The 21,543-nt window shown below is 60.7% G+C and carries 21 protein-coding genes and 1 other RNA gene; 13 read left to right on the top strand and 9 right to left on the bottom strand.

Going from position 1 to position 21,543, the window contains the following annotated elements:
• Positions 1–60: 60 nt before the first annotated feature.
• The 3 genes from IYW40_RS21035 to IYW40_RS21025 all read left to right on the top strand — a co-directional run bounded on the left by IYW40_RS21035 (position 61) and on the right by IYW40_RS21025 (position 2,706).
• Entirely contained in the window at positions 61–1,596 is a 1,536-nt protein-coding gene (locus tag IYW40_RS21035) for a radical SAM protein (protein WP_196402145.1), read from the top strand.
• 51 nt (positions 1,597–1,647) lie between these two features.
• Complete coding sequence (locus IYW40_RS21030; protein WP_196402144.1) at positions 1,648–1,947, top strand: Os1348 family NHLP clan protein; 300 nt, start codon at positions 1,648–1,650, stop codon at positions 1,945–1,947.
• 177 nt (positions 1,948–2,124) lie between these two features.
• Positions 2,125–2,706 (top strand): hypothetical protein, encoded by a 582-nt coding sequence (locus IYW40_RS21025; RefSeq protein ID WP_196402143.1) that lies wholly within the window; start codon positions 2,125–2,127, stop codon positions 2,704–2,706.
• A gap of 37 nt (positions 2,707–2,743) precedes the next feature.
• Here the strand turns inward: IYW40_RS21025 and IYW40_RS21020 are convergent, their stop codons facing one another.
• Positions 2,744–3,688: a helix-turn-helix domain-containing protein gene (locus IYW40_RS21020; RefSeq protein ID WP_196402142.1), complete on the bottom strand. Its 945-nt coding sequence runs from the start codon at positions 3,686–3,688 to the stop codon at positions 2,744–2,746.
• 129 nt (positions 3,689–3,817) lie between these two features.
• Between IYW40_RS21020 and IYW40_RS21015 the strand changes: the two genes are divergently transcribed.
• Positions 3,818–4,273, top strand: a complete 456-nt coding sequence (locus tag IYW40_RS21015) for a hypothetical protein (RefSeq protein ID WP_196402141.1) — start codon at positions 3,818–3,820, stop codon at positions 4,271–4,273.
• 47 nt (positions 4,274–4,320) lie between these two features.
• Here IYW40_RS21015 and IYW40_RS21010 read toward each other — a convergent pair whose 3' ends face one another.
• Entirely contained in the window at positions 4,321–5,253 is a 933-nt protein-coding gene (locus tag IYW40_RS21010; RefSeq protein WP_196402250.1) for a ribose-phosphate pyrophosphokinase, read from the bottom strand.
• Between the two features lie 248 nt (positions 5,254–5,501).
• Between IYW40_RS21010 and mnmA the strand changes: the two genes are divergently transcribed.
• The 5 genes from mnmA (at position 5,502) to IYW40_RS20985 (ending at position 8,863) form a co-directional block, all read left to right on the top strand.
• Positions 5,502–6,734: a tRNA 2-thiouridine(34) synthase MnmA gene (mnmA, locus tag IYW40_RS21005; protein WP_196402140.1), complete on the top strand. Its 1,233-nt coding sequence runs from the start codon at positions 5,502–5,504 to the stop codon at positions 6,732–6,734.
• The gene (locus IYW40_RS21000; protein WP_196402139.1) at positions 6,731–7,453 is read left to right on the top strand and encodes a class I SAM-dependent methyltransferase; all 723 of its coding nucleotides are present in this window, start codon (positions 6,731–6,733) and stop codon (positions 7,451–7,453) included. The genes mnmA and IYW40_RS21000 overlap by 4 nt, the downstream gene beginning before the upstream one ends.
• Before the next feature lie 54 nt (positions 7,454–7,507).
• Positions 7,508–7,662, top strand: a non-coding RNA gene (gene ssrS, locus IYW40_RS20995) — 6S RNA.
• A gap of 26 nt (positions 7,663–7,688) precedes the next feature.
• Positions 7,689–8,291, top strand: a complete 603-nt coding sequence (locus IYW40_RS20990; protein WP_196402138.1) for a 5-formyltetrahydrofolate cyclo-ligase — start codon at positions 7,689–7,691, stop codon at positions 8,289–8,291.
• Positions 8,292–8,482: 191 nt separating this feature from the next.
• Complete coding sequence (locus tag IYW40_RS20985) at positions 8,483–8,863, top strand: hypothetical protein (RefSeq protein ID WP_196402137.1); 381 nt, start codon at positions 8,483–8,485, stop codon at positions 8,861–8,863.
• Between the two features lie 84 nt (positions 8,864–8,947).
• Here IYW40_RS20985 and IYW40_RS20980 read toward each other — a convergent pair whose 3' ends face one another.
• The 4 genes from IYW40_RS20980 to IYW40_RS20965 all read right to left on the bottom strand — a co-directional run bounded on the left by IYW40_RS20980 (position 8,948) and on the right by IYW40_RS20965 (position 14,222).
• Positions 8,948–9,904, bottom strand: coding sequence for a LysM peptidoglycan-binding domain-containing protein (locus tag IYW40_RS20980; protein ID WP_246720948.1), 957 nt, complete (start codon positions 9,902–9,904; stop codon positions 8,948–8,950).
• A gap of 89 nt (positions 9,905–9,993) precedes the next feature.
• Positions 9,994–11,016, bottom strand: coding sequence for a nicotinate-nucleotide--dimethylbenzimidazole phosphoribosyltransferase (gene cobT / locus IYW40_RS20975; protein ID WP_196402249.1), 1,023 nt, complete (start codon positions 11,014–11,016; stop codon positions 9,994–9,996).
• A gap of 153 nt (positions 11,017–11,169) precedes the next feature.
• On the bottom strand, positions 11,170–12,612 hold the full coding sequence (locus IYW40_RS20970; protein ID WP_196402248.1) for a deoxyribodipyrimidine photo-lyase: 1,443 nt from the start codon (positions 12,610–12,612) through the stop codon (positions 11,170–11,172).
• A gap of 146 nt (positions 12,613–12,758) precedes the next feature.
• The gene (locus tag IYW40_RS20965) at positions 12,759–14,222 is read right to left on the bottom strand and encodes an amino acid permease (protein WP_196402135.1); all 1,464 of its coding nucleotides are present in this window, start codon (positions 14,220–14,222) and stop codon (positions 12,759–12,761) included.
• 271 nt (positions 14,223–14,493) lie between these two features.
• On the opposite strand from IYW40_RS20965, the gene IYW40_RS20960 reads away from it, so the two are divergent.
• The 4 genes from IYW40_RS20960 (at position 14,494) to IYW40_RS20945 (ending at position 17,787) form a co-directional block, all read left to right on the top strand.
• The gene (locus IYW40_RS20960) at positions 14,494–14,727 is read left to right on the top strand and encodes a hypothetical protein (RefSeq protein ID WP_014890049.1); all 234 of its coding nucleotides are present in this window, start codon (positions 14,494–14,496) and stop codon (positions 14,725–14,727) included.
• Positions 14,728–14,826: 99 nt separating this feature from the next.
• Positions 14,827–16,410: a glucan biosynthesis protein D gene (locus tag IYW40_RS20955; protein ID WP_196402134.1), complete on the top strand. Its 1,584-nt coding sequence runs from the start codon at positions 14,827–14,829 to the stop codon at positions 16,408–16,410.
• A gap of 28 nt (positions 16,411–16,438) precedes the next feature.
• On the top strand, positions 16,439–16,975 hold the full coding sequence (locus IYW40_RS21975) for a hypothetical protein (RefSeq protein WP_246720947.1): 537 nt from the start codon (positions 16,439–16,441) through the stop codon (positions 16,973–16,975).
• Positions 16,885–17,787: a glycosyltransferase family 1 protein gene (locus IYW40_RS20945; protein ID WP_348644320.1), complete on the top strand. Its 903-nt coding sequence runs from the start codon at positions 16,885–16,887 to the stop codon at positions 17,785–17,787. Before IYW40_RS21975 ends, IYW40_RS20945 begins: the two co-directional genes overlap by 91 nt.
• Positions 17,788–18,165: 378 nt before the next feature.
• On the opposite strand, the gene IYW40_RS22305 is transcribed toward IYW40_RS20945, so the two are convergent.
• The 3 genes from IYW40_RS22305 to IYW40_RS20930 form a co-directional block, all read right to left on the bottom strand.
• On the bottom strand, positions 18,166–19,497 hold the full coding sequence (locus IYW40_RS22305) for a glycosyltransferase family 1 protein (protein ID WP_196402132.1): 1,332 nt from the start codon (positions 19,495–19,497) through the stop codon (positions 18,166–18,168).
• Positions 19,494–20,882, bottom strand: a complete 1,389-nt coding sequence (locus IYW40_RS20935) for a glycosyltransferase family 1 protein (RefSeq protein WP_196402131.1) — start codon at positions 20,880–20,882, stop codon at positions 19,494–19,496. Before IYW40_RS20935 ends, IYW40_RS22305 begins: the two co-directional genes overlap by 4 nt.
• Before the next feature lie 200 nt (positions 20,883–21,082).
• On the bottom strand, positions 21,083–21,484 hold the full coding sequence (locus IYW40_RS20930) for a hypothetical protein (RefSeq protein ID WP_196402130.1): 402 nt from the start codon (positions 21,482–21,484) through the stop codon (positions 21,083–21,085).
• Positions 21,485–21,543: the final 59 nt, after the last annotated feature.

Below are 21,543 nucleotides of genomic sequence, written 5' to 3'. Positions count from 1 at the left end.
CGAAATTACGCTATACAACCCTGGGTTGTGATTTGAAGTTTATGAACGCGAGCTATTTCAATGAAAGTCGTATTGTTCGCACCGCCAATTATGGATGATTTCTTTTGGGGTGAACCCCAACCCATCGCCATGGATGCGGTCCGGGAATGCCCGCCATATGGCGTTTATCTTCTGCAGGCGGTTCTACGGCGCGCAGGATTTGACGCGATTGTCGCGGACCTGATCGCGGCCGGCACCGCGCGCATTGATCAATTCGCTCCCGAGATCGATGACTGCGGATTGGTTGGCATTGCCGCAACGTCGATGTCCTGGCCGACCGCCGTGAAGGTCATCGAACAAGTCAGATCGTTACGTCCCGACGTGCCGATTGTGCTCGGCGGAATCCATCCGACGATGTTCGATCATTACATCATGAATGCCTTCCCGGTCGATTTTATCATTCGAGGAGAGGGAGAGATCGCAATCGAAGCGCTCTGCGTCGCTTTGGACAGAGAAATTGGTTTTGAGGACGTGCCAAATCTAACTTGGCGACACAAAGATGGGAACATTTGTCGTAATCCGATTGGACCGAAAATCGCTAAAACGCAGTTGGCTGACTTTCCGTTGCCGGATTTCAGCGAAATCCCTTTGAACGTCTACAAGTCGCTCTCAATTGAATCGTCGCGCGGATGCGCCTTTGATTGTTCCTTTTGTAGCACGTCTTACCGTCAAACCTGGAGAGGCATGCCAGCAGACGCCTTTCTTGATCGGCTTGAGACGTTGATGAGTTACACGTACAGGACCCAGCACGACTTTATACATATTATCGACGACGAATTTTCGATGAATCCAAAGCGTGTTCTGCAGATGATCGAACTCTTTCGTGAACGAGATCTGCGCCCCGAACTGGTCTATGACTCAAGAGCCACCGACCTGCTCTACGACGGATTCGTGTCTCAAGTCGCCGAATACACCAGTCAATTTCTGGTCGGCGCGGAGGCTGGTTACGACGCTGGCCTAGACCTGATCGGCAAGGGCACAACGACCCAGATTCTCGAAGACGCAGCGCGTCTTCTCTACCGGCATAATCTTTCGGAAAGAGCCGATTTTTCATTTGTGCTGGGATTTCCCTGGGAGACGAAGGCCGAGGTTCTCAAAACGTGTCAATTCGCCTCTCACCTATTTTCTACTTACGGCGTAAGAATTTTATTGCAGTGGTATTGTCAAATTCCCGGATCTCGGCTTTGGGAAGAGGACCGAGGAAAGGGGCTGGTGAACGAGTCCATGTACAATAGCTTCGGATTTTTCCGGGATTTATATTTGTTTCGATCCGGCGTTAAACTAAGTCCGTCGGAAATACGTGACATCTCCACTGCCGTCATCGGATTGAAGACAGTCTCAAAACTCAAATATGGCGAGAGGCCGATGGTGGAATACGGCCATCCGGAACCGATCGCCCTCTATTTTCCCCAAGAGATACATGACGGGCAAGGCGGCCTTCAAAATCTTCGGGAAGTTTCTCACGGCGGCGAAAAGCGACCGATGCGCGAAGTGCTGGAATCGCGACCGCCGAAACAGGCCTCCATGGAGCGACCCCTTCGCCACATCGGAGTGTAGAGCCGCCTCAACAGCTGCAAGCCAGCTTTGGGCGAAATCACGGAGGCAAACATGACGCAAGCACAAAATGAAGAACATTTGAGAGCATTGGTTGGTCGTATCTTCACTGATCAAAAGTTCGCGCACCAACTGGAGTCTGATCCGGAAAACGCTCTGAAACAGGCTGGAATTAGCCTCTCGGAGCCTCAAAGAGAGGCTATCCAGGCCGGCGCTCGTCAACAACTGGCGGTCCCTGGCGCGGGAGAAGCTGTCGCGGCCTTCGTGTCGCCGGTCGTACGCGTCGTGACCCAGGGGACGAGACCGGTCGTCAACGTAGTGGTGTCATCGGCGGTCGTCGCCGAGAAAAAGTGATCTCCACACAGCCAACGCACAATTAATCACATGAGCTCTCCAGGCGCTGCTGGCCGATGGAGCATTCAATCCTGGGCGGCGGTCGCGGCGATTTGCGTCGCGCCGCCGTTGGCTTGCGTAGTTCTGTGGCGCGATTGGAAATCGGTCGCAGCAGGAGCCGCCGTTTGGGCGCTCTCCGTGACGGTGAAATACGCCATCGCGATCTTCCTAACGCCTCGGCTCCGAACGAGGCTCTCAACTAAAACCATCGCCGTGTTTCACGGGGCGCTCTCGGCCGTCACCGAGCTTGGGGCAGCTTTACTTTTTTTCTACTACGCCTGGCCAATAACCCTTACGCAGGCAATGGCTTTTGGCGTCGGCGCTGGCTCTGTTGAAGCAGCGTATGTATTCATCGTTGGGGTGTTCCTGAGCAAAGACGATCCGCAAGAATCCTCCGAGTGGGCGGCTGGAGCCGCAGACTCCTACTGCGTCAGATATATGGTGCCAATCGAGCGAGGGTCCGCGCTGTTAGGCCATATCAGCTCGCGCGGACTGGTCTACGTCGGGCTTGCGGCCCCAACTTACGCCGCTCAAGCGAGCCTCATAGCCATTGCGTTCCTGTTATTCTCTTGTGTGGACGGCGTTGCCGCCTACGGAATTCTGAAGCGCTGGAATTGGTATGATCCCAAGATATGCTTTCGCGCGCACCTGTTCTTTTTCTCAGTTAGCGTCATCGAGGGCATGTTATTTCTGGGCTCGTCATATATTTTGCTTAGCTGAGAATGAGACAACAGACTGAGTATAGAGCGCGGCCCGGCTATTCAGCCTGCATCCGCATCTCGCGCGCGGATTGTCCAAACCGCCGGCGAAACGCCCGGCTGAAGTGGGAAAAATCGCTGAAGCCCCAGCGAAAGGCGATCTCGCCAATCGGGGCGTGCGCTCGGGCGTTGAGGTCGGCGCGACAATGATCGAGACGCCTCGACCAAACATAGCGCATCAGCGATACGCCCTCAGCTTCGAAGAGCGCGTTGAGATAGCGGATTGAAAGCCCCAGCGCCTGGGCCGTCATGGTCGGATCAAGCTGGGGATCGCCCAAGCGGCCTTCGATGAAGCGCTTCACCCGTCGCAGCGTGGCGTCGCGACTGCGGGCGGTCGCGGGAATTTGTTGCGAATCGGCAACGGAAAGGGCGATGAGGTCGGCGCAATGGTCCGTCGCCGCCGCGAAGGACTCATCCGTGAGTACGGCGGCATGCGCGGCGATAGAACGGATATGCGCGGCGGCGATCGCGCCAAGTCCGCGCGCGCCGGCGATCGGTGTGGCCAAGCGACGGTCCATATCGGGCAAACGCATTCGCATGGCGGCGCGCGGCAGAGATACGATCAGTTTCGAGAATGAGCCAGGACAATAGATTTTGTGCGGCCGGGTGGCGTCGTAGATCGTCATGTCGCCAGGACGCAACGCCGCTCGCCGCTCGCCTTGCTCAAGAAAATATTCGCCCGAGAGCAGCACAACGGCGAGATACACGTCCTGACTGTCGGGCAGCGAAGGCCGCTTCGGTCGTTCGATGAGGATGGCGTTTGAGCGGATCGCCGAGAGTCGCACGTCAATTTCGCCATATATCGTCATTTCATTGAACAGCGGCTGCGTCGGCAGGGCGCAAGCGTCTGCGCGGGCGTATTCACGTCCGATCACCTCACAGAGCCACTCACGGCGCCGGGCATGCGGCACGCCTTCGGTCGAAAGGAATTGCGCTTTCGTCATCGACTCCCTTCCTCGCGCCCGGCAGATCCATTTCAGACAAGTTTTTCAGCCGCCTCGGTCAAGCATTGATTCGATCAATGTTGCTTATCCGCCCTACGGCGAACCGCCGAAATCGGCAGGAATGTCAAAATGAGTCAAAACGCGCGATCGGTCCAAGAAAACAACATTATTTTGCTAAGAGGCGCCGCCCTTTGGGTGCTCGTTGCGCTCGTTCTGGCCTGGTGTCTGGTGGCGCTCAAGATGGAAGCGCCGCTCATCTCGGCGATCTTTCCCGGGAAATTCTCGCGCGTCTTGCAGGCCCATATCGACTTCCTGCTGATGAGCGCGCTCCTGCTCGGCTTCTACGGAACGCGAATTCCTTTCGCCTGGCCCGTGCGCTGGGCAATGGTCGTGGGCGCATTCACCAATTCGAGCCTGTTCATCTTGCAGGCGGCGTTTCCAATCCTCGACGGCCCGCCGGCGGAAGGCTGGGGTCCGAACGTGTTCAGGCTCTATCTCATGGCGAGCATCGTAACGACCAGCTTCGGTTTCGCCGGCGCCTGCCTCACCGTCCTGCGTGCGAGCTTCCGCTCGGAGTCTTATTGACTCGATTGGCCGAGAAAGCCGCCTTGTGGCATATCCTCACGGAAGGCCTAATCGAACAGACTTGAGACGCTCTCCTCCCGCGCCGTGCGGGCGATCGCCTCGCCGATCAGATGGCCGATCGGAATGACGCGAATGTTGGGGGCGGCTTCGACCGCGGCCGTCGCGCGGATCGTGTCGGTGACGACAAGCTGCTTCAGCTTCGAGTTGGTGATGCGCTCCGCCGCCGCGCCCGACAGCACGCCATGGGTGATGAAGGCGTAGACGGAGCCGGCGCCCGCCGCGAGCAGGGCTTCGGCGGCGTTGCACAACGTTCCGCCCGAATCGACGATGTCGTCGATGAGGATGCAGTTGTGGCCGCTCACGTCGCCGATGATGTTCATGACCTCGGAGTCGCCGGCGCGCTCGCGGCGCTTGTCGACGATGGCCAGCGGCGCGTCGATGCGCTTCGCCAGCGCCCGCGCGCGCACCACGCCGCCGACGTCCGGCGACACAACCATGACATTCTTGAGCTCGAGGTGCGACTTAATGTCCGCCACGATGACCGGCGCGGCGAAGAGATTATCCGTTGGAATGTCAAAGAAGCCCTGAACCTGGCCGGCGTGCAGATCCACGGTCAGAACGCGATCCGCGCCCGCCCGCGTGATCAGATTGCTGACAAGCTTGGCCGAGATCGGCGTGCGCGGTCCCTGTTTGCGGTCCTGCCGGGCGTAGCCGAAATAGGGAATGACCGCCGTGATGCGACGCGCTGAGGCGCGGCGCAGCGCGTCGATCATGATCAGGAGCTCCATCAGATGGTCGTTGGCCGGCGCGGATGTGGACTGGATCACGAACGTGTCCTGCCCGCGCACATTCTCCAGGATTTCGACCCAGATTTCCTGGTCGGCGAAGCGGCGAACCTGGGCGCGACAGAGCGGAACGCCGAGGTGAGCGGCGATCGCCTCCGCGAGCGGCCTGTTGGAGTTGCCCGCCAGGAGTTTCATCGCCGCCATTTAGATCCATCCCCGCGCCCTAAACGCCGCGGCGTCATAGCAGCGATGGCGGCTGCGAACAATATGACGCCGGGATGGCGGCTTTCTCTGTCGAAAAATATCGACAGGATTGCCTCTTGGACGGGTAATGCTCTAAATGGTGACAGCGGCCTCACCGATGCGCGGCGGCCGGGCGCTTGATTTTCGCGCCTCCACCCATCTCGCCCACTTTCCGTGCTAGACAGGCGTCGCTTCCGTAAATGACGAATAGCGTATCGGATCATGCGTCGCAGCCCTCCTCGCCGCGCGAGACGCGCGTCGTCGTCGCCATGTCGGGCGGCGTCGACTCGAGCGTCGTCGCCGCGCTGCTGCAGGAGCAGGGCTACGACGTCGTGGGCGTCACGATGCAGCTTTATGATCACGGCGAAGCCACGCACCGCAAGGGGGCCTGCTGCGCCGGGCGCGACATTCACGATGCGCGAAATGTCGCGGCGCGACTCGGCATTCCGCACTTCGTTCTCGATTACGAGAGCAAGTTTCGCGAGAAGGTGATTGACGAATTCGCCGCGAGCTACGCCAGCGGCGAGACTCCCGTGCCTTGCATCGCCTGCAACCAGTTCATCAAATTCGCCGATCTCATGGAGACGGCGAAGGACCTCGGCGCGCACGCGCTCGCGACGGGCCATTACATTTCCGCCCGCGACGACGGACGCGGCGGCCGCGCGCTCTACCGCGCCAAGGATGCGGCGCGCGACCAGAGCTATTTCCTGTTCGCGACGACGCGCGAGCAGCTGCGGATGCTGCGCTTTCCGCTCGGCGACTATACCAAGGCCGAAGTTCGCGACATGGCGCGTCGCTTCGGGCTCGAGGTCGCCGACAAGCCGGACAGCCAGGACATCTGCTTCGTGCCGACCGGGCGCTACACCGACATCGTCGAAAAGCTTGCGCCCACGTCGGTGGTGCCCGGCGAGATCGTGCATCTCGACGGCCGCGTGCTGGGGCGCCACGCAGGCGTCATCCACTACACCATCGGGCAGCGCCGTGGCCTAGGGCTGGGCGCAAAAGTCGCCGGCCGCGACGCGGAGCCGCTTTACGTTTTGCGCCTTGACGCCGCGAAGGCTCAGGTCGTGGTCGGCCCGCGCGAGGCGCTGGAGACTCGCGCCGTGAAGCTGCGCGACGTGAATTGGATTGGCGAGGGCGCACTCTCTTCTCTGCCGTCCGAGGGCATCGACATTATGGCGCGGGTGCGCTCGACGCGGCCGCCAGTTCCGGCGCGGATGATCGCGGACGGCGACGGCAGCGCGCTGGTGGTCTTCGCGGCAAGCGAATTCGGCGTCTCGCCGGGGCAGGCATGCGTGTTCTACGACGCCGACGAAAACGAAGCGCGCGTGCTCGGCGGCGGATTCATCGCCGCAATCGAGCCTGCAACGATAACGATGACATCACATGCGCCGCCGCTGCGCGCCGCAGAAGCGCGAAGGTCGCCTCGATGAGCGAAGCAAGAAATTTTCTGCGCGAAGTGGAAACGCTGGACAACGGCAATGTCGAGGCCGCCTATGCGCGCTGGGCGCCGATATATGATCTGACGTTCGATATCTTGTTGAAGCCCGGCCGCCGCGCCGCCGCCGCCGCGGCCTCGAAGGCGCACGGACCGATCCTCGACGTCGGCGTCGGCACGGGACTCGAACTGCCGATGTTTGCGGCCAATACGCAGGTCATTGGCGTCGATCTGTCGGAGCCGATGCTGCGCCGCGCCGCGCAGCGCGTGCGCCGCGAGCGCCTCTCCCATGTCGCCGGCCTCGTGAAGATGGACGCGACGCGAATGGCGTTCTCGGACGCGAGTTTCGCTTGCGTCGTCGCGCCTTACGTCCTGACGGTCGTGCCGGAGCCGGAAGCCATGCTTGACGAACTCGCGCGCGTGCTTCGGCCAGGCGGCGAGATCGTGCTCGTCAATCATGTGAGCGGCAAGGACGACGCCATCGCGCTGTTTGAGGCGTGGCTCGACCGCCATATGGCGCCCAAGCTCGGCTGGCGTCCGCAATTTCCGTGGTCGATCATCGGCGACTGGATCGATCAAAATCCGCAAATGAAGCTCGTCGAGCGTCGCCCGCTCGCGCCCTTCGGTCTGTTTACGCTGACGCGGATCGAGCGTCTCCCAGTGGAGAGAAAAGAACGCGAAAAATCCGCGCCATTGGAATTGGCGCTCGCCTAGCGAATCTCTCAGACGCCACTGGCGCCCGGCCGCGCGCGGCGCTACATTCATCTGGCGGCGCTGCGGGGTGCGTGCAGGACTATTATTCCCCGGGGCCTTATCGATCCTTATGGGAGCTGTCCCTGGCCTCGCCCGTGGGCTTGGTCATATGGCGCCCACCTACGTTGTAGGTTCCCGGGATCGATGTCCCACGGCTCTTGTGGCCCGCACTCTCCTTCCCTGTTATTGCTCTCGCATGAGCGATTTGAAAGCCGAGCTGCGGCGCCGTTCGCTGGCGCGCCGCGATCTCATCGCGCCGCATGAAGCGCATGAGGCGGCCGCGTCCGTCGCGCGCCGGGGCGTCGCGCTGGTCGCCGACTTTGCGCGCGATGCGAAACTGAGCGCGCCGCCTGTCGTTTCCGTCTATTGGCCGATCCGCAGCGAGTTGAACACGCGTGCGCTCATCGATGCGCTTGCCGCCGAAGGCTATCGCGTGACGTTGCCGGTGATGCACAAGGTGCGTCAACCCTTGGTCTTTCGCGCCTTCGCGCCTGGCGACGACCTCGTCAAAGGGCCGTTCGGCCTGTCGGAGCCTTCGGACGACAAGCCTGCATACGACCCCGATATTGTGTTTTCGCCGCTCGCCGCCTTCGATCGGCGTGGTTTTCGGCTCGGCTATGGCGGCGGCATCTATGACGCCACCCTCTCCACCCTTCGCGCCAAAAAGCCGGTCGTCGCCGTCGGCGTCGCCTATTCCTGCCAGGAAGCCGACCATGTGCCGATCGAACCGCATGACCAGCGGCTCGACGCCGTCATGACCGAGCAGGAGACGCTGCGGTTCGCAACCGCGGTCGCCTAGAGCGCGCTGCGAAAAAGTGGGAACCGATTTTCCGCGTAGAGCGCGCTCTAAACTTTGGGAGTCGATCAATTTATCTGCATTTGGGCGATTCCGCCCAAATGCAGCGTGATCTAGGACGCGGAACCAATCAGAACGCGGCACGTTAACGGGGAGATGCGGACTATTTAAATTTCTTTTTCGGAGAGTTTGAGATGAAGGCTTGCTATACAGCGGCCGCCGTCACGGCGGCCCTCTTGTTTTTTCCGGCCAGCGCGCAAGCGACCTGCCGGATTTTTCAGCATCGAGACTATGGCGGCTCTGGCTACACGCTCCACAATTTCGAGCGGATGAAGATGGTGCGCGGCGAAAGCCTCGGATGCACGACGAACGGCCACGGCGGCGGGTGCGAAAGCACGATTTACAATCCGTCTTGGAACGATCACGTCTCGTCGTTCCGCGTGAAGAATGGATGTACGCTCACGTTGTGGCAGCATGTCAATCAGGGCGGCGCGAGATTTCGCTCCAACAGGAGCTACCGTTACGTCGGCGACCGCTGGAACGATAAGGCCTCCGAAGCGCTCTGCATGTGCTGATTTGGCGCGGAGCCGATCGGCAAGCGCAAATCGGAGACGTCTCGGCGGTTCGACAGGAGCCGCCGAGAATTGACCGTTCGCACATCACCGCGCCGGCGCCAGCGGCAGGTTGACGAGTTGACCGGCGCGCAGCCTTTTCGACTTCAGGTCGGGATTGAGTTCGGCGATCGCGCGCCATTTGCTTGTTGCGCCATAGAGACGCTTGGCGATGGATTTAAACGTATCGCCTGCGCGCGCCGTATAGATTCCCGGGTCCTTCGCCACGGTCGGCGGGGACTCGACAGGCGTATGGCCCGCGGCTTGCGGGGCGTCCGCCGGTGCGCTTTCCCGGCTCTCTGTCTTCGGCGCTTCGTTGGTCGCAGACGGATTCGCCTCCGAAGCGGGTTCCTCGCTGGTTGTCGTCTCGCCGCTCGCAGCGGTCTCTTCGGTCTGCGCCTCCTGCTGCGACGCCGAATCCGCTTCCGGATCGATATGCGCCGCTTGCGGCCCAGCGATGAGCAGAAAGGCGATGGCGATCGCCGCGGCCGCCAGTGAGGCTTCTGCGAAACCACGACGGCGCAGGGGCGGGAACAGCGGCGGCCGCGCGCGATCGCTCGCTCCCGGGGACTCTGCCGGCTCCTGCGCCTCGCGGCCGCGCAGCCAGACGAGCGCCTCGAACAGAAAATACAGGAACAGCGCCGCCGTCACCGGCGGCTTTCGAAACGAATCCGGCGCAAACATGTAAGCGACGACGCCGAGCTGGATCAGCGCCGAAAGCCAGGGCAGCCCAATCGCGCCGAGCGTCATACGGCGACGCGCCGCAATCCCCGCCGCGAGAAGGAAAAGCGCGAGGTAGACCCAAAGCAACGCGCCTTGTCGGTCGAACGTCCAGCCGAAGGCGGTCGCGCCCAGGAGATAAAACAGCCCCAGTGCGGCGGCGGCATAGGCCGCGTGAAGCAGCCGCTGCGGACCCAGTATCCGATTGAGATGAAAGGGCAGCGCCGCCGCAAGCGCCGCCATCAAGATCACGGCAGCGTAGGCGGATGTAAGATTGGAGTTCATGCAACCGCGCTCCTCAGGGGTCGGTTTTGACATTCAATGCGCTGCGGATGTGACAGTTTCTTGAGAGCAAGCCGCTGGCCATCCATGAATCATTCCGATTTTTCCGATACGCCCGCGCTCTCAAAAGTCGCCATATCCCTATGACACGCGAGCGCGGCTTTGATCAGGCCAATGGCGAGCGCCGCGCCCGAGCCTTCGCCAAGCCGCATGTCGAGATCGAGCAGCGGGCGCTTGCCAAGCCGCGTCAGAACGTCGCGATGCGCCCCCTCCGCCGAGACGTGGCCCGCTATGCAATGCGCGATCGACTCGGGCGCGATCGCATGGAGCAGCGCGGCGGCGGCGCAGGCGACATAGCCGTCAAGCACCACGGGAATGCGGTTGAGACGCGCGGCGGCGATCGCGCCCATCATGGCCGCGATTTCCCGCCCGCCGAGCCGGCGCAGGATTTCTAAAGGATCGGCGAGATGCGGCGCATTCAGCGTCAGCGCGGCGTCGATCGCGGCGTTCTTGCGCGAAAGCCCGGCGTCGTCGACGCCCGTGCCGCGTCCGGTCCAGCGTGACGCCGGCCCGCCGTAAAGCGCCGTATAGATCGCCGCCGCGCTCGTCGTATTGCCGATGCCCATCTCGCCAGGGGCGAGGAGATCAATATCGCCCTGGATCGCCTCCATCCCATAGGCGAAGGTCGCCGCCGCTTCGCGCTCGTCCATGGCCGGCGCCACAGTAAAGTCGGCCGTCGGCCGTTCGAGCGCCAGCTCATAGACCTTCAGGCCGACGCCATAGGACTTGCAGATCTGATTGATCGCCGCGCCGCCAGCGAGAAAATTCGCCACCATCTGCTGCGTGACGCTCGCCGGGAAAGCCGAAACGCCCTGCGCCACGACGCCGTGATTGGCGGCGAAAACCGCGACGAGCGGGCGCTCGATCGCGGGCTCCGCCCTGCCCTGCCAGGCTGCGAGCCATTCGACGATTTCTTCGAGACGACCGAGCGCGCCGGGCGGCTTGGTGAGCCGGCCGTCGCGCGAGCGGACCGCCGCCGCGGCTTGCGGATCGGGGCCGGGCAGAGCCGCCAGCAGGATACGGATTTCTTCGAAGGGATGAATGGCGTGAGACATGCCGCCGGCTTTACCGGGTCGCAGCGACATTGGCGAGCGCTCGCGGCATTCCGGCGCAGCGAAGCCATTTAGCCGTCATCGCGAGCGAAGCGAAGCAATCCAGATCTCGCGTCTCCTGGATTGCTTCGTCGGCTTCGCCTCCTCGCGTTGCCGCTATGCAGGTCGCAACGCCGCCTGGCTCCGCACGGTCTCGAAAGCGGCGAGCGCGCGCTCGCGGGCTTCGGCGTGATCGACGATCGGATGGGGATAGGTGACGCCAAGCACTACGCCGGCGGCGCGCAACACGTCCTCTGGCGCCGTCCACGGACGATGGATGTAGCGGACGTCAAGCGCCGCGAGCTCCGGCACGTAACGGCGCACATAAGCGCCATCCGGATCAAATTTTTCGCCCTGAAGCGCCGGATTGAAGATGCGGAAGTAAGGCGCGGCGTCGGCCCCGCAGCCCGCCACCCACTGCCAATTGGCGCTGTTGTTGGCGAGATCGGCGTCGACCAGCGTGTCCCAGAACCAGCGCTCTCCCTTCCGCCAGTCAATGAGCAGGTGCTTGATCAGGAAGCTCGCCGAAACCAGACGCGCGCGATTGTGCATCCAGCCCGTGATCCATAATTCGCGCATCGCCGCGTCGACGAGCGGATAGCCGGTCTGACCATTCCGCCAGGCGTCGAGCGAGGTCTCGTCGTCGCGATAGGGAAAGCGCTCGAAGGTCGTATCCAAAGGGCGGTCCGGCAGGTCCCAGTTGGAGATCAGCAAGTGATGGCAGAACTCCCGCCAACCAAGTTCCCTCAGATAGGCTTCGCCGCCGATGCTCTGAGGCTCGCTGATCGCGTGCCAGACTTCGCGCGGCGACAATTCGCCAAAGTGCAGATGCGGGGAAAGCCTGGAGACGCCGACGCGGCCCATGAAGTCGCGTTCAACCTTGTAGTCGACGACATGGTGGCGCGCGAAGTCTGCAAGTTCGGCGCGCGCGGCCGTCTCGCCGACGAGCCAGACCTTGCGCATGCCGATCGCCCAATCGGGGTTTTGGGGCAGCAGCCGCCACGCGTCGAGATCGTCGCTGTCAGGCGGAAGCGGCGCGGCGTGCAGGATTTCGGGCGCCGGAAGGGGCCGCTCCGGCGGCGGCGAGGCGAGGCAGGCCCGCCAAAAAGGCGTGAACAACCGGAAATTCTCGCCCTGTTTGGTGCGAAGCTTCTCCGGCTCGAAGAGTACAGAATCATGGAAACAATGAGTTTCTACGGCATCATCGCGCAGCTGCGCCTCGAGTTCAGCATCTCGCCGGATCGCCCAAGGCTCGTAAAGCTTGTTCCAAAAGACGGCGTCGGCGCCGGTTTCGGCGACAATCTGCTCGAAGACGTAATGAGCGCGCCCGCGGCGCAGGGTCAGCGACACGCCCCTGCCGTCGAGGCTCTGGGACAGCGCCCTCAGAGAATGGTGCAGCCACCAACGCGCCGCGGCGCCGGTGCGCCATTCTCCGGGACTCTCATCGTCCAGGATGTAAAGGGCGACGAGCGGCGCTCCCGTTCGGGCAGCCGCCAAAAGCGCCGGATTGTCAGAGATGCGCAAGTCATTGCGAAACCAGACGATCGCCGGCGCATTCATATCGCGAGAACCCCGATTGACGTTCCGAAAGGTCACGCCCGATCGCTCCGCTGCGACGAAGGATCGGGACTAAGTCGTAACCTCGCCGGCGGCCAAGGGTTCCCCCATCCGCGCTTTCATACCGTCAATACAGTCGCGCCAGCCGCCTAATGGAGGCGTTTGGCGTGCTTGAGGCCATAAAAGAGGTAGATCGCGACCCCGATGACGGTCCAGATCAGCAGCCGCAGCCAAGTATCGAGCGGAAGCGCGACCATCAGCGCGAAACAGGACAAAATGCCGGCGACCGGCAACCATGGGATCCCCGGCGCGCGGAACGGGCGGCGGAGTTCCGGGTGCATTCGACGCAGGCGCAGCACCGCCAAGCAAACGAGCGCGAAAGCCGCCAGCGTCCCGATGCTCACCATTTCGCCGAGAATATCGAGCGGCAACAGACCCGCCGCGAGCGCTACGACCACGCCGACGAGGATCTGGCTTACGGCGGGCGTGCGCCATGCCGGGTGAAGCCTCGCAAAGATCGGGGGCAGCAGGCCATCATGCGCCATGGCGAAGAAAATGCGCGTCTGTCCGTAGAGCAGCACCAGAATCGCGGTCGTCAGTCCGGCCAGTGCGCCGAGCTTCACCGCCCAGGCGAGCCACGAGACGCCGGTGCGATCCATGACCAGCGCCATCGGGTCCGGAACGCCCAGCTCCTTGTAGTTGACGACGCCGGTCGCCACCGCCGCCACGGCGATGTAGAGAATCGTGCAGATGATGAGCGAGCCGATGATGCCGATCGGCACGTCCCGCTGTGGATTATGCGCTTCCTGCGCCGCGGTCGAGACGGAGTCGAATCCGATGTAGGCGAAGAACACCACCGAAGCGCCGCGCACGACGCCGCTCCAGCCGTAAGTTCCGAACTCGCCCGCGTTCTCCGGAATGAGCGGCGACCAATTGGCTTGGTCGATATGCGCGGCGCCAAACACGATCACCATCAGCACGACAGTGACCTTGATAGCGACGATGACGTTATTGAATAGCGTCGACTCGGAGGTGCCGCGCACCAGCAGCGCGGTGAGCAGCAGAACGATTCCGGCGGCGGGAACATTGAACAACCCATGCACGGCGCCGGGCGGCGCCCCATGCGCGGTCGGATCGGCAAAAAAGGCGGTCGTCAATTCGGGCGGCACATGTATGCCGAGCCCTTGCATGACCCGATTGAAATAGCCGGCCCAACCGACCGCGACCGTGGCCGCGCCGGCGGCATATTCGAGCACCAGATTCCAGCCGATGATCCAGGCGAAAATCTCGCCGAGCGTCACATACGTATAAGTGTAGGTGCTCCCCGAGACGGGAATGAGCGACGCAAGCTCCGCGTAGCAGAGCGCGACGAAGGCGCAGGCGAGCCCCGACAGCATGAAGGAGATCATGACGCCGGGCCCGGCGTAATTCGCCGCCGCCGTGCCGGTCAGCACGAAAATGCCGGCGCCGATGATTCCGCCGACGCCAAGCGACATCAAAGACGCCCAGCCAAGCGCGCGCTTGAGGCCGTCTCCTTCGGCGGCGTCGTGATCGGCGATGATCTTGTTGACGGACTTGCGGCTCAGATAGCTCTTGCTGGCGCCTTGGAACAAGCGTCACCTCTTCGAATTCGCGACGTGGCGAGCGCGCCGCGCCTTCGGCGGCGCCGATTATCATTGCGACGCCAAAACATACAAGCGGAAAGACTGCGGGAAGCGGCGCGCGATCGCTCGCGCGTCAATAAGCGTTCCAGATCCGTGACTTCGCGCTCATCTGCCCACCGCGGCGCGGTCCGTCCGGCTTGCCTTGCAGCAGCCTTTGCTGTAGCACGACGCGAGCGCGGCGTTGGCCGCCTGTTAAGGGGTTGAGCTCGAGAATGACGTCATGAGCCAGAAGCCCATCAATTATCTGCGCCTGTCGACGCTCGTCGCCGTGGCGATCTTGGTCGGCACCGAGCTGGTCGGCGCCTCCTGGGCCGCCGGCTGGGCGTTGGGCGGCCTTTTTCAGCTTGATCCCCTCATCAGCCGCTCGCTCGAAATCATCTTCTCCCTCGCGGGGCTGATCGGACTCTATTTCTTCATGCGGACCGCCATCCGCAATGAGCCGATTCGCGGCTAATTAAGGTCCTGCGCCTTAATGTCTCGCGCCCCCCGACAGGCTCGCGGCGGCAGCAGACCCAAGCGCGCATCTGCCAAACTTCGCAACAAGGACGCCGAGATGGTCGAGAAGCAGGATCGTCGCTCGTTTATCAAAGCGGCGGCGGCGACGAGCGCGTTGGGCGCCGTAAGCGCGCCCCGCAGCGCGGCGGCGACGAGCGTCTCCAATCTTCGGCTCGGCGAAGCGCGGCCATTCTCCTTCGAGACGCTCAAGCAGACGGCGCAGCGCCTTATCAAAGAGCCTTACCGCAAGCCGAATATCCCTGCCCCCGAGATCACCTCGCAGATCGACTACGAGAAATGGGGACAGATCACCTACAACACCGATCACGCGCTTTTCGCCGACACCAAGGACCGCTTCCCCGTCGAGTTCTTCCACCTTGGGATGTTCTTCAAGAAGGCCGTGCGCATGAACGTCGTTGAAAACGGCGAGGCGCGCGAGGTTCTTTACGATACGAGCTACTTCAATATGCCGGCGGATTCGATCGCGCGCCAACTGCCGCCGGGCGCCGGCTTCGCGGGATTTCGCATTCAGGAGGCCAAGGACGGCGCGCTCGACTGGAAGAAGAACGATTGGGTGGCGTTTCTAGGCGCGTCATATTTCCGCGCGATCGGCGAATTGCGCCAGTATGGCATGTCGGCGCGCGGCGTCGCGCTCGACACCTGGCAGGCGGGATCGAATGAAGAATTCCCTGATTTCACTGAAATTTACATCGGCCCGGAAACCGCCGACGGCGTCGTCCTGCATGCGCTGCTCGAAGGGCCGTCGATCGTGGGCGCCTATCGCTTCCTGATGACGCGCGGCAAGGGCGTCGTCATGGACATCGATTGCTCGCTGTATCTGCGCGGCGCCTTCACGCGCTTTGGCGTCGCGCCGCTCACCTCGATGTTCTGGTTCTCGGAGACCGCAAAGCCGACGGCTGTCGATTGGCGGCCGGAAGTGCATGATTCCGACGGGCTGAGCATGTGGACCGGCGCAGGCGAGCGCTTGTGGCGGCCGTTGAACAATCCGAACCGGGTCATGGCGTCGGCGTTTGGCGACACCAATCCCAAGGGCTTCGGCCTGATGCAGCGCGACCGCAATTACGACCATTATCTCGACAATGTCTTCTATGATCGCCGTCCGAGCGTGTGGATCGAACCCAAGGGCGACTGGGGCAAGGGCGCGATTCAACTCATCGAAATCCCGACGGACGATGAGATCCACGACAATATCGTGGTCATCTGGGCGCCCGAGAAGCCCGCCGTTCCCGGCGCCTCCTTCGAATATTCCTATCGGCTGTATTGGCTTGCGGACGAGCCCTATCCGACCAAGCTCGCGCGCTGCGTCGCGACGAGGCTCGGCAACGGCGGCCAGCCCGGCAGGCCGCGGCCCAAGGGCGTCCGGAAGTTTATGGTGGAATTTCTCGGCGAGCCCCTCGCCAAGCTCCCCTTTGGGGTGAAGCCCGAACCCGTGTTATGGGCTTCGCGCGGAACATTCTCCTACGTTTTCACCGAAGCGGTTTTTGACAATGTGCCGGGCCATTGGCGGGCGCAATTCGACCTCACCGTCGAAGGCTCTGAGCCTGTGGAGATGCGCCTGTTCCTCAAGAACGGCGATGACGTGCTTTCGGAAAATTGGCTGTATCAATACCACCCGTTGTAACGTCGAGTTATTTTCTCCGGAGACAATTATGGACAACAATAGCGCCGTAAGCCGCTACTTTTTAGATGTTTTATACAGAGAGTATTTTTATCTGAAGAACGACAAGAAACCAAAGAATAACCGGCTCAGAGATTTTTTTTTGAAGCATATGCTCGAGCTCTATTGGTCGATAACCAGATTTATTGGCCTGGGTTTTTTGCATGATGGCCGACGGCAAGCGACGAACCGCGTCGATCAGCTCCTTGGCCAACGCCCGTCCACCCCACGCAGCTCCTGCATTCAGGCTTCAGAAAATGGGAGGATGTTGATCGATGTAACGTCCACCCATTTGTCGGGAAAAGAAACTGGGATCCAGCGGGTGGTGAAGGAGATTGCTTTCGCTGGCGCTGAAATGGGCGCGGCTCTCCCGGTTCTTCGTATTGAGGACAGGTTTTATCCATATTTCAGGAATGCGATCTCCTCGGATTCTGTTGAATTGGCGCCCGGCGACATCTTGCTACTTTTGGATGCGCCAGCGGCGGATTTGGAGAGCTATTCTGCGGCTATGAAGCAGTCAGAAGCCTAGGCGGCCAAAACGTCGTCTGCATATATGATCTGCTACCGAAAACGATACCATGGTCGTTCAGTCCCGAGCAGCTGCAGCATTATGAAAGTTGGTTCAGCGCAATAGTTTGCGAGTCCGACGCAGCGGTTTGCATCTCCGAATCTGTAGCGCATGAACTGAAGGCGCACTTGGCGGGCTTGCCGCAGCCCGTTCGAATGCCGGTCGGTTGGTTCCAGCTCGGAGGCAATTTCCGCTACAGTAAAACATTGCCCGTAGGCGCTGACGTCGCCGCTATCACGCGAACATCATCTCCGTTTTTTTTAAGCGTCGGAACGCTCGAGCCGCGCAAAGGGTATCATGTTTCACTTGATGCGATGGAGGAGTTGTGGAAACACGGAATCGACGTTCATTTCGTCATCGTTGGCCGTTACGGCTGGATGAGCGATGTTTTGCAACGAAGAATTCTTGAACACGAGGAGCAAGGAAAGCATTTGCACTGGTTGCAGAATGCAAATGACGCAGAATTGCACTGCTTGTACAGTTCCGCGCATGCGCTGGTCTTTGCTTCGATTGCAGAAGGATTCGGTCTTCCCATTATCGAGGCAGCAAATGACGGGCTGCCGGTGATTGCATCCGACATTCCCATTTTTCGAGAAGTGGGCGGCAAAAATATCTCCTATTTCAGAGCTTTAGATAGCTCAGACCTCGCGCGCAAATTGCGGGAGGCCATGACTAAGGAGAGGCAACCCCAAAAAATCGAAGTTCCCGGTTGGAAGCAGTCGACTCAGCAGCTTCTCGATATGGTGCGAACACAATCTTATCAGTTGAAATAGGTTCGTCCGCTTCATTCGGATTCGGCAAGCGCGCCCTTTGCTCCGTCGATAGCCGATATTCAGTGGCGCCATGATGCATTGCTAAGCGGCCATGAAGAGTTGTTGAACCGCCCCGGGTTTTGCCGGGGGCTGTTTCGCTTGGGGCACGCGCACGGGTATTTGAGAAGTTATCCAGACGGTTTGGGCCTGCGCATATTCACGCTAATAATTGCGGACCCTTATGCAATGTGATGAACGTGCCAGCGCCGGACGTCATCGAAGCCGCCTTCGCTCGTCGCAGCCGCTATAAGGCAAAGGACAGCGACGAAATATTCCCACGCTCCTTGATTCGACCAATGACCCACGCTCAGCGGACATCGTCATCGGGGCGTTCCGATTCTAGGAAGCAGCCGAATGGAGATCATTCCGTATCAATCCCAGTAGCGCCTGGGACGATTGCTTCCATGATAACACCGGCAGCGGTCTTCCGCGTCTTCCTGATGCAAGCGATTCGACAATCCGCGTCCCCAATGAATCGGCGTCGAGCATATTAAAATAGGTGATCGACTCGCCTCCCACTTCATGGAAAATTTCAATGTCGCTTGCAATGACGGGCGCGCCGGCGCGCGCCGCCTCTATCAGCGGCAAGCCAAAACCTTCCGCATAGGATGCGCAGATGACGGCATGAGCCTTTCGATAAAGGCAACCCAGTTCCGCGTCGCTCGCATCGCTGAACCAAAACAATCGGCGGCCATGCTCAACATGCTCGCACAAGCGCCGCTCGAGAGCCGCCGTGTTCCATCCACGTCGGCCGACGATCACAAACGCCACGTCGATCCCCCGCGCCCACAGGCGCTCAAATGCCGTAAGCGAAAGAGCCTGACCTTTATTTGGCGCGAGCGTTCCGACGCTTAGGAAAAAAATACGAGAACCGTCACAGATCATTCGAACGCGCGCCGTAGGCTCTATTTTTTCCTCTTCAGTAAAATCCGCGCCAAGCTTCCATACTCCGACCCTTTGTCCCTGCTTTCGCGCTAGAGCGCGTTCCTCGCAATGCTGCTCAAACTCCTGCGCGACGCTGCTCGAAATTGCTGCGACGGAATCGCATGACAGAACGATCTCCTCGAACCATTTGCTGAAGTCACTCCGCAGCCTCGCAGGAAAGCCCGCCGCGTAAAGAATGGGAAAAAGATCGTAGAGACAGACGACGTTGCGACCGCCGTTGGCCCAGACCAAGTCAATGATCGGTCGATATTCTGAGACGTAAATCCAGCCAGCATCGAGTAGAAGAAAAGTATCCCCGCTTCGAATATCGATAGCTACAGGCTCACTGGCGTCCGCGGTATGGCAACAGAGGCGGCCGTCGATAATCGTCACGGGAAAGCCTTGGCCCGACGCGATCGCCGCTTTCGCGACTTCCCGAACGACGCGCTGAATGCCAGTGCCGACGTCGCTACGGTATGTTGGCGTTACGTCGATTAGCAAGCGTCCGCAGTCCGCGTTGCTAACTCTGTTCTGATCGACCAACATCCACGACGGCGGCGCCTTTTGTTTCTCCCCACCCCATCCAATAAATTTCCAGACTCCCCGCAAAAGCCTGGAAATCGTCCAATATAGTTCACGCATCCGATCGTAAATCGCCTTGAAGCGAGCGTCGACGCTTTGGCGATCTCGTTCACAGACCTCCTCATAAAGTTGGCCGAGGAGGTAAGAACGTATGGCTTCTTTCACTGCCCTACCTCCACGGCCGAGTTCTTGGAAGTTAGGAGCCGCACCGCTTCGGCGTCGATTTGATAGGCGTTGTCCCGCAACATCCCAGCCAAGGCGTCAGCCGAAGCCTGCCAACTGACGAAGGAAATCCGGTGAGGCGCCTTCTTTGCGGCCAGTTCCGCTCGCACATGCGTTGCGAGCGAATGGGAATCGAGCAGGTCGAAATAGACATGGCCCTCGCCGCCAATTTCACGCAGCACTGGAATGTCGCTCGCGATGGCGCGCGTCCCATAATATGCAGCTTCCACCAGCGGCATGCCAAACCCCTCGGCAAAAGAAGGAAAAATTAGCGCCCGCGCAAGTGGATAGAGATATACAAGATCGACGTCGCTGGCGTTATCAAGCCAAAAGAGCTTCCGGTTGAATTCCGCGTGTTCAATGATCCGGCGTTGTAACGCGCGTGTGTTCCAGCCACAGCGGCCAGCGATCACATAACGCACATCACACCCTTCCGCCCAAAGCGCTTCGAATGCATCCAGAGCGATGGAATATGCCTTTCGCGGCTCGAGCGTGCCGACGCTCATGAAGAACGGCGTCGGCGCTGAAGCGATGCGCTCAGCGGCTCTTGAGGGCGCTTTCTCAGCGCCCGCGCGAAAATCCGCGCCAAGCGGCCACCAGCCAATTCGCATGTTGGCAGGGGGCGCAAGATGCTCCTCACGTATATATGCCACAAGATCCAGCGCCACGCTGTGCGAGATGCAGACGATCGCATCGCAGCGCATCAGAACATCTTTAAACCAGGGAACAAAGGGAGCGCTATTTTTCGGCGCCGTAGCGGCGGGGTAACGTAAGGGAATAAGATCATAGAGGCAGCCGACGACTTCGGCGCCTGCATCATGCGCTGCGCTCAAGAGCGGCGGATATTCCTCGACGAAGCCCCATCCTGAATCGAGCAGCAACAGCTTATCGCCCGATTGCAGTTCAACCGCGTCGGGCAAATTGTCGTGCTTGAAATGCCCGTAGAGCCGCCCGCCTTCAAGATAGACCGGAAGCGCTTCGCCGCTTTCAACGCAGGCGCGCGCGATTTCGCGCACGACGCGCTGGACGCCCGTATGGCCGCGAAAGCGATGTGTCGCCGTCATATCGATGAGGAGACGATTGCGCGCCGCCGGCGCCGGGATGTCGCCTTCAAGCCGCGTGCGCAGCGCCTGCGCTTTGACCGCATCCGGCTTGCGCCAGCGCCCGTCATGCAGGCGGCCAAGACCAAAGAAGCGCGAGAGCGTCCAATAAAACTCCAGCGCCTTCCCGTAAATGAAACGCGTGCGCGGATCGACGTCATACTGCTCGATATCGCTCAACTCGCGATGCATTTCTTCCAGCAGATAAGCTTCGATCTTTTCCTTCATTCCCGCTCTCCACACGTAGCTCCCGCCGCCAGCCGTTCGTACGGCGGCGCGTCGGCCGTAACAAGGGCTCCGCGCCAATGATGCTGGCTCGCTTCAGAGCGCTGACTGACCTAACGTTCAAGTGGGCTCAGACGCAGGTTCGCCTGATACAGACGGTAGCTCGTGGAAGAATTTTACAGCAGTGGGCGGATTGACTCGAGCTAAAGCGTGCGGCCAACGGCCACTCTGCTGGAAGGCATCGGAAAAATCACGATATTTCCGCCCTGCCCCGATGCGGCGATCACCGCCGCAGCAATCTCCGCCGACGCTTCGCTGACACAGCGCCGGAAAAATGAATGGGCGGCGCCTTCGTAATTCATGCTCAGCAAGTCATGGGCGCATTGTTCCGCGCGCATGAACGAGACTTCCGCCAGTGGCGGCACAGGATCAGCGCCCGACAATTTGGAGAATGCGTTCAACTCGCTTTCAAGCGCTCGGCGCGCAAAATCCGGCAGCGCCGCGAGCACTTGGCGCTCGAAATGGGTGCGAAGCTTATTCGCGGCGTCTTCAAAGAATGCGCACGCTCGGCTGTCCGTCAAAAGCTTAGCATTATTCGCATTCATCCTACACCCTTCCCGAAGCGCAAAGTCTAGGCTTTAAGACGCAAGCAGACGGAAACCTT

It is taken from the genome of Methylocystis sp. H4A (genome assembly GCF_015709545.1).
Classification (GTDB): domain Bacteria; phylum Pseudomonadota; class Alphaproteobacteria; order Rhizobiales; family Beijerinckiaceae; genus Methylocystis; species Methylocystis silviterrae.
This window is presented reverse-complemented; position numbering and strand designations above follow the sequence as displayed.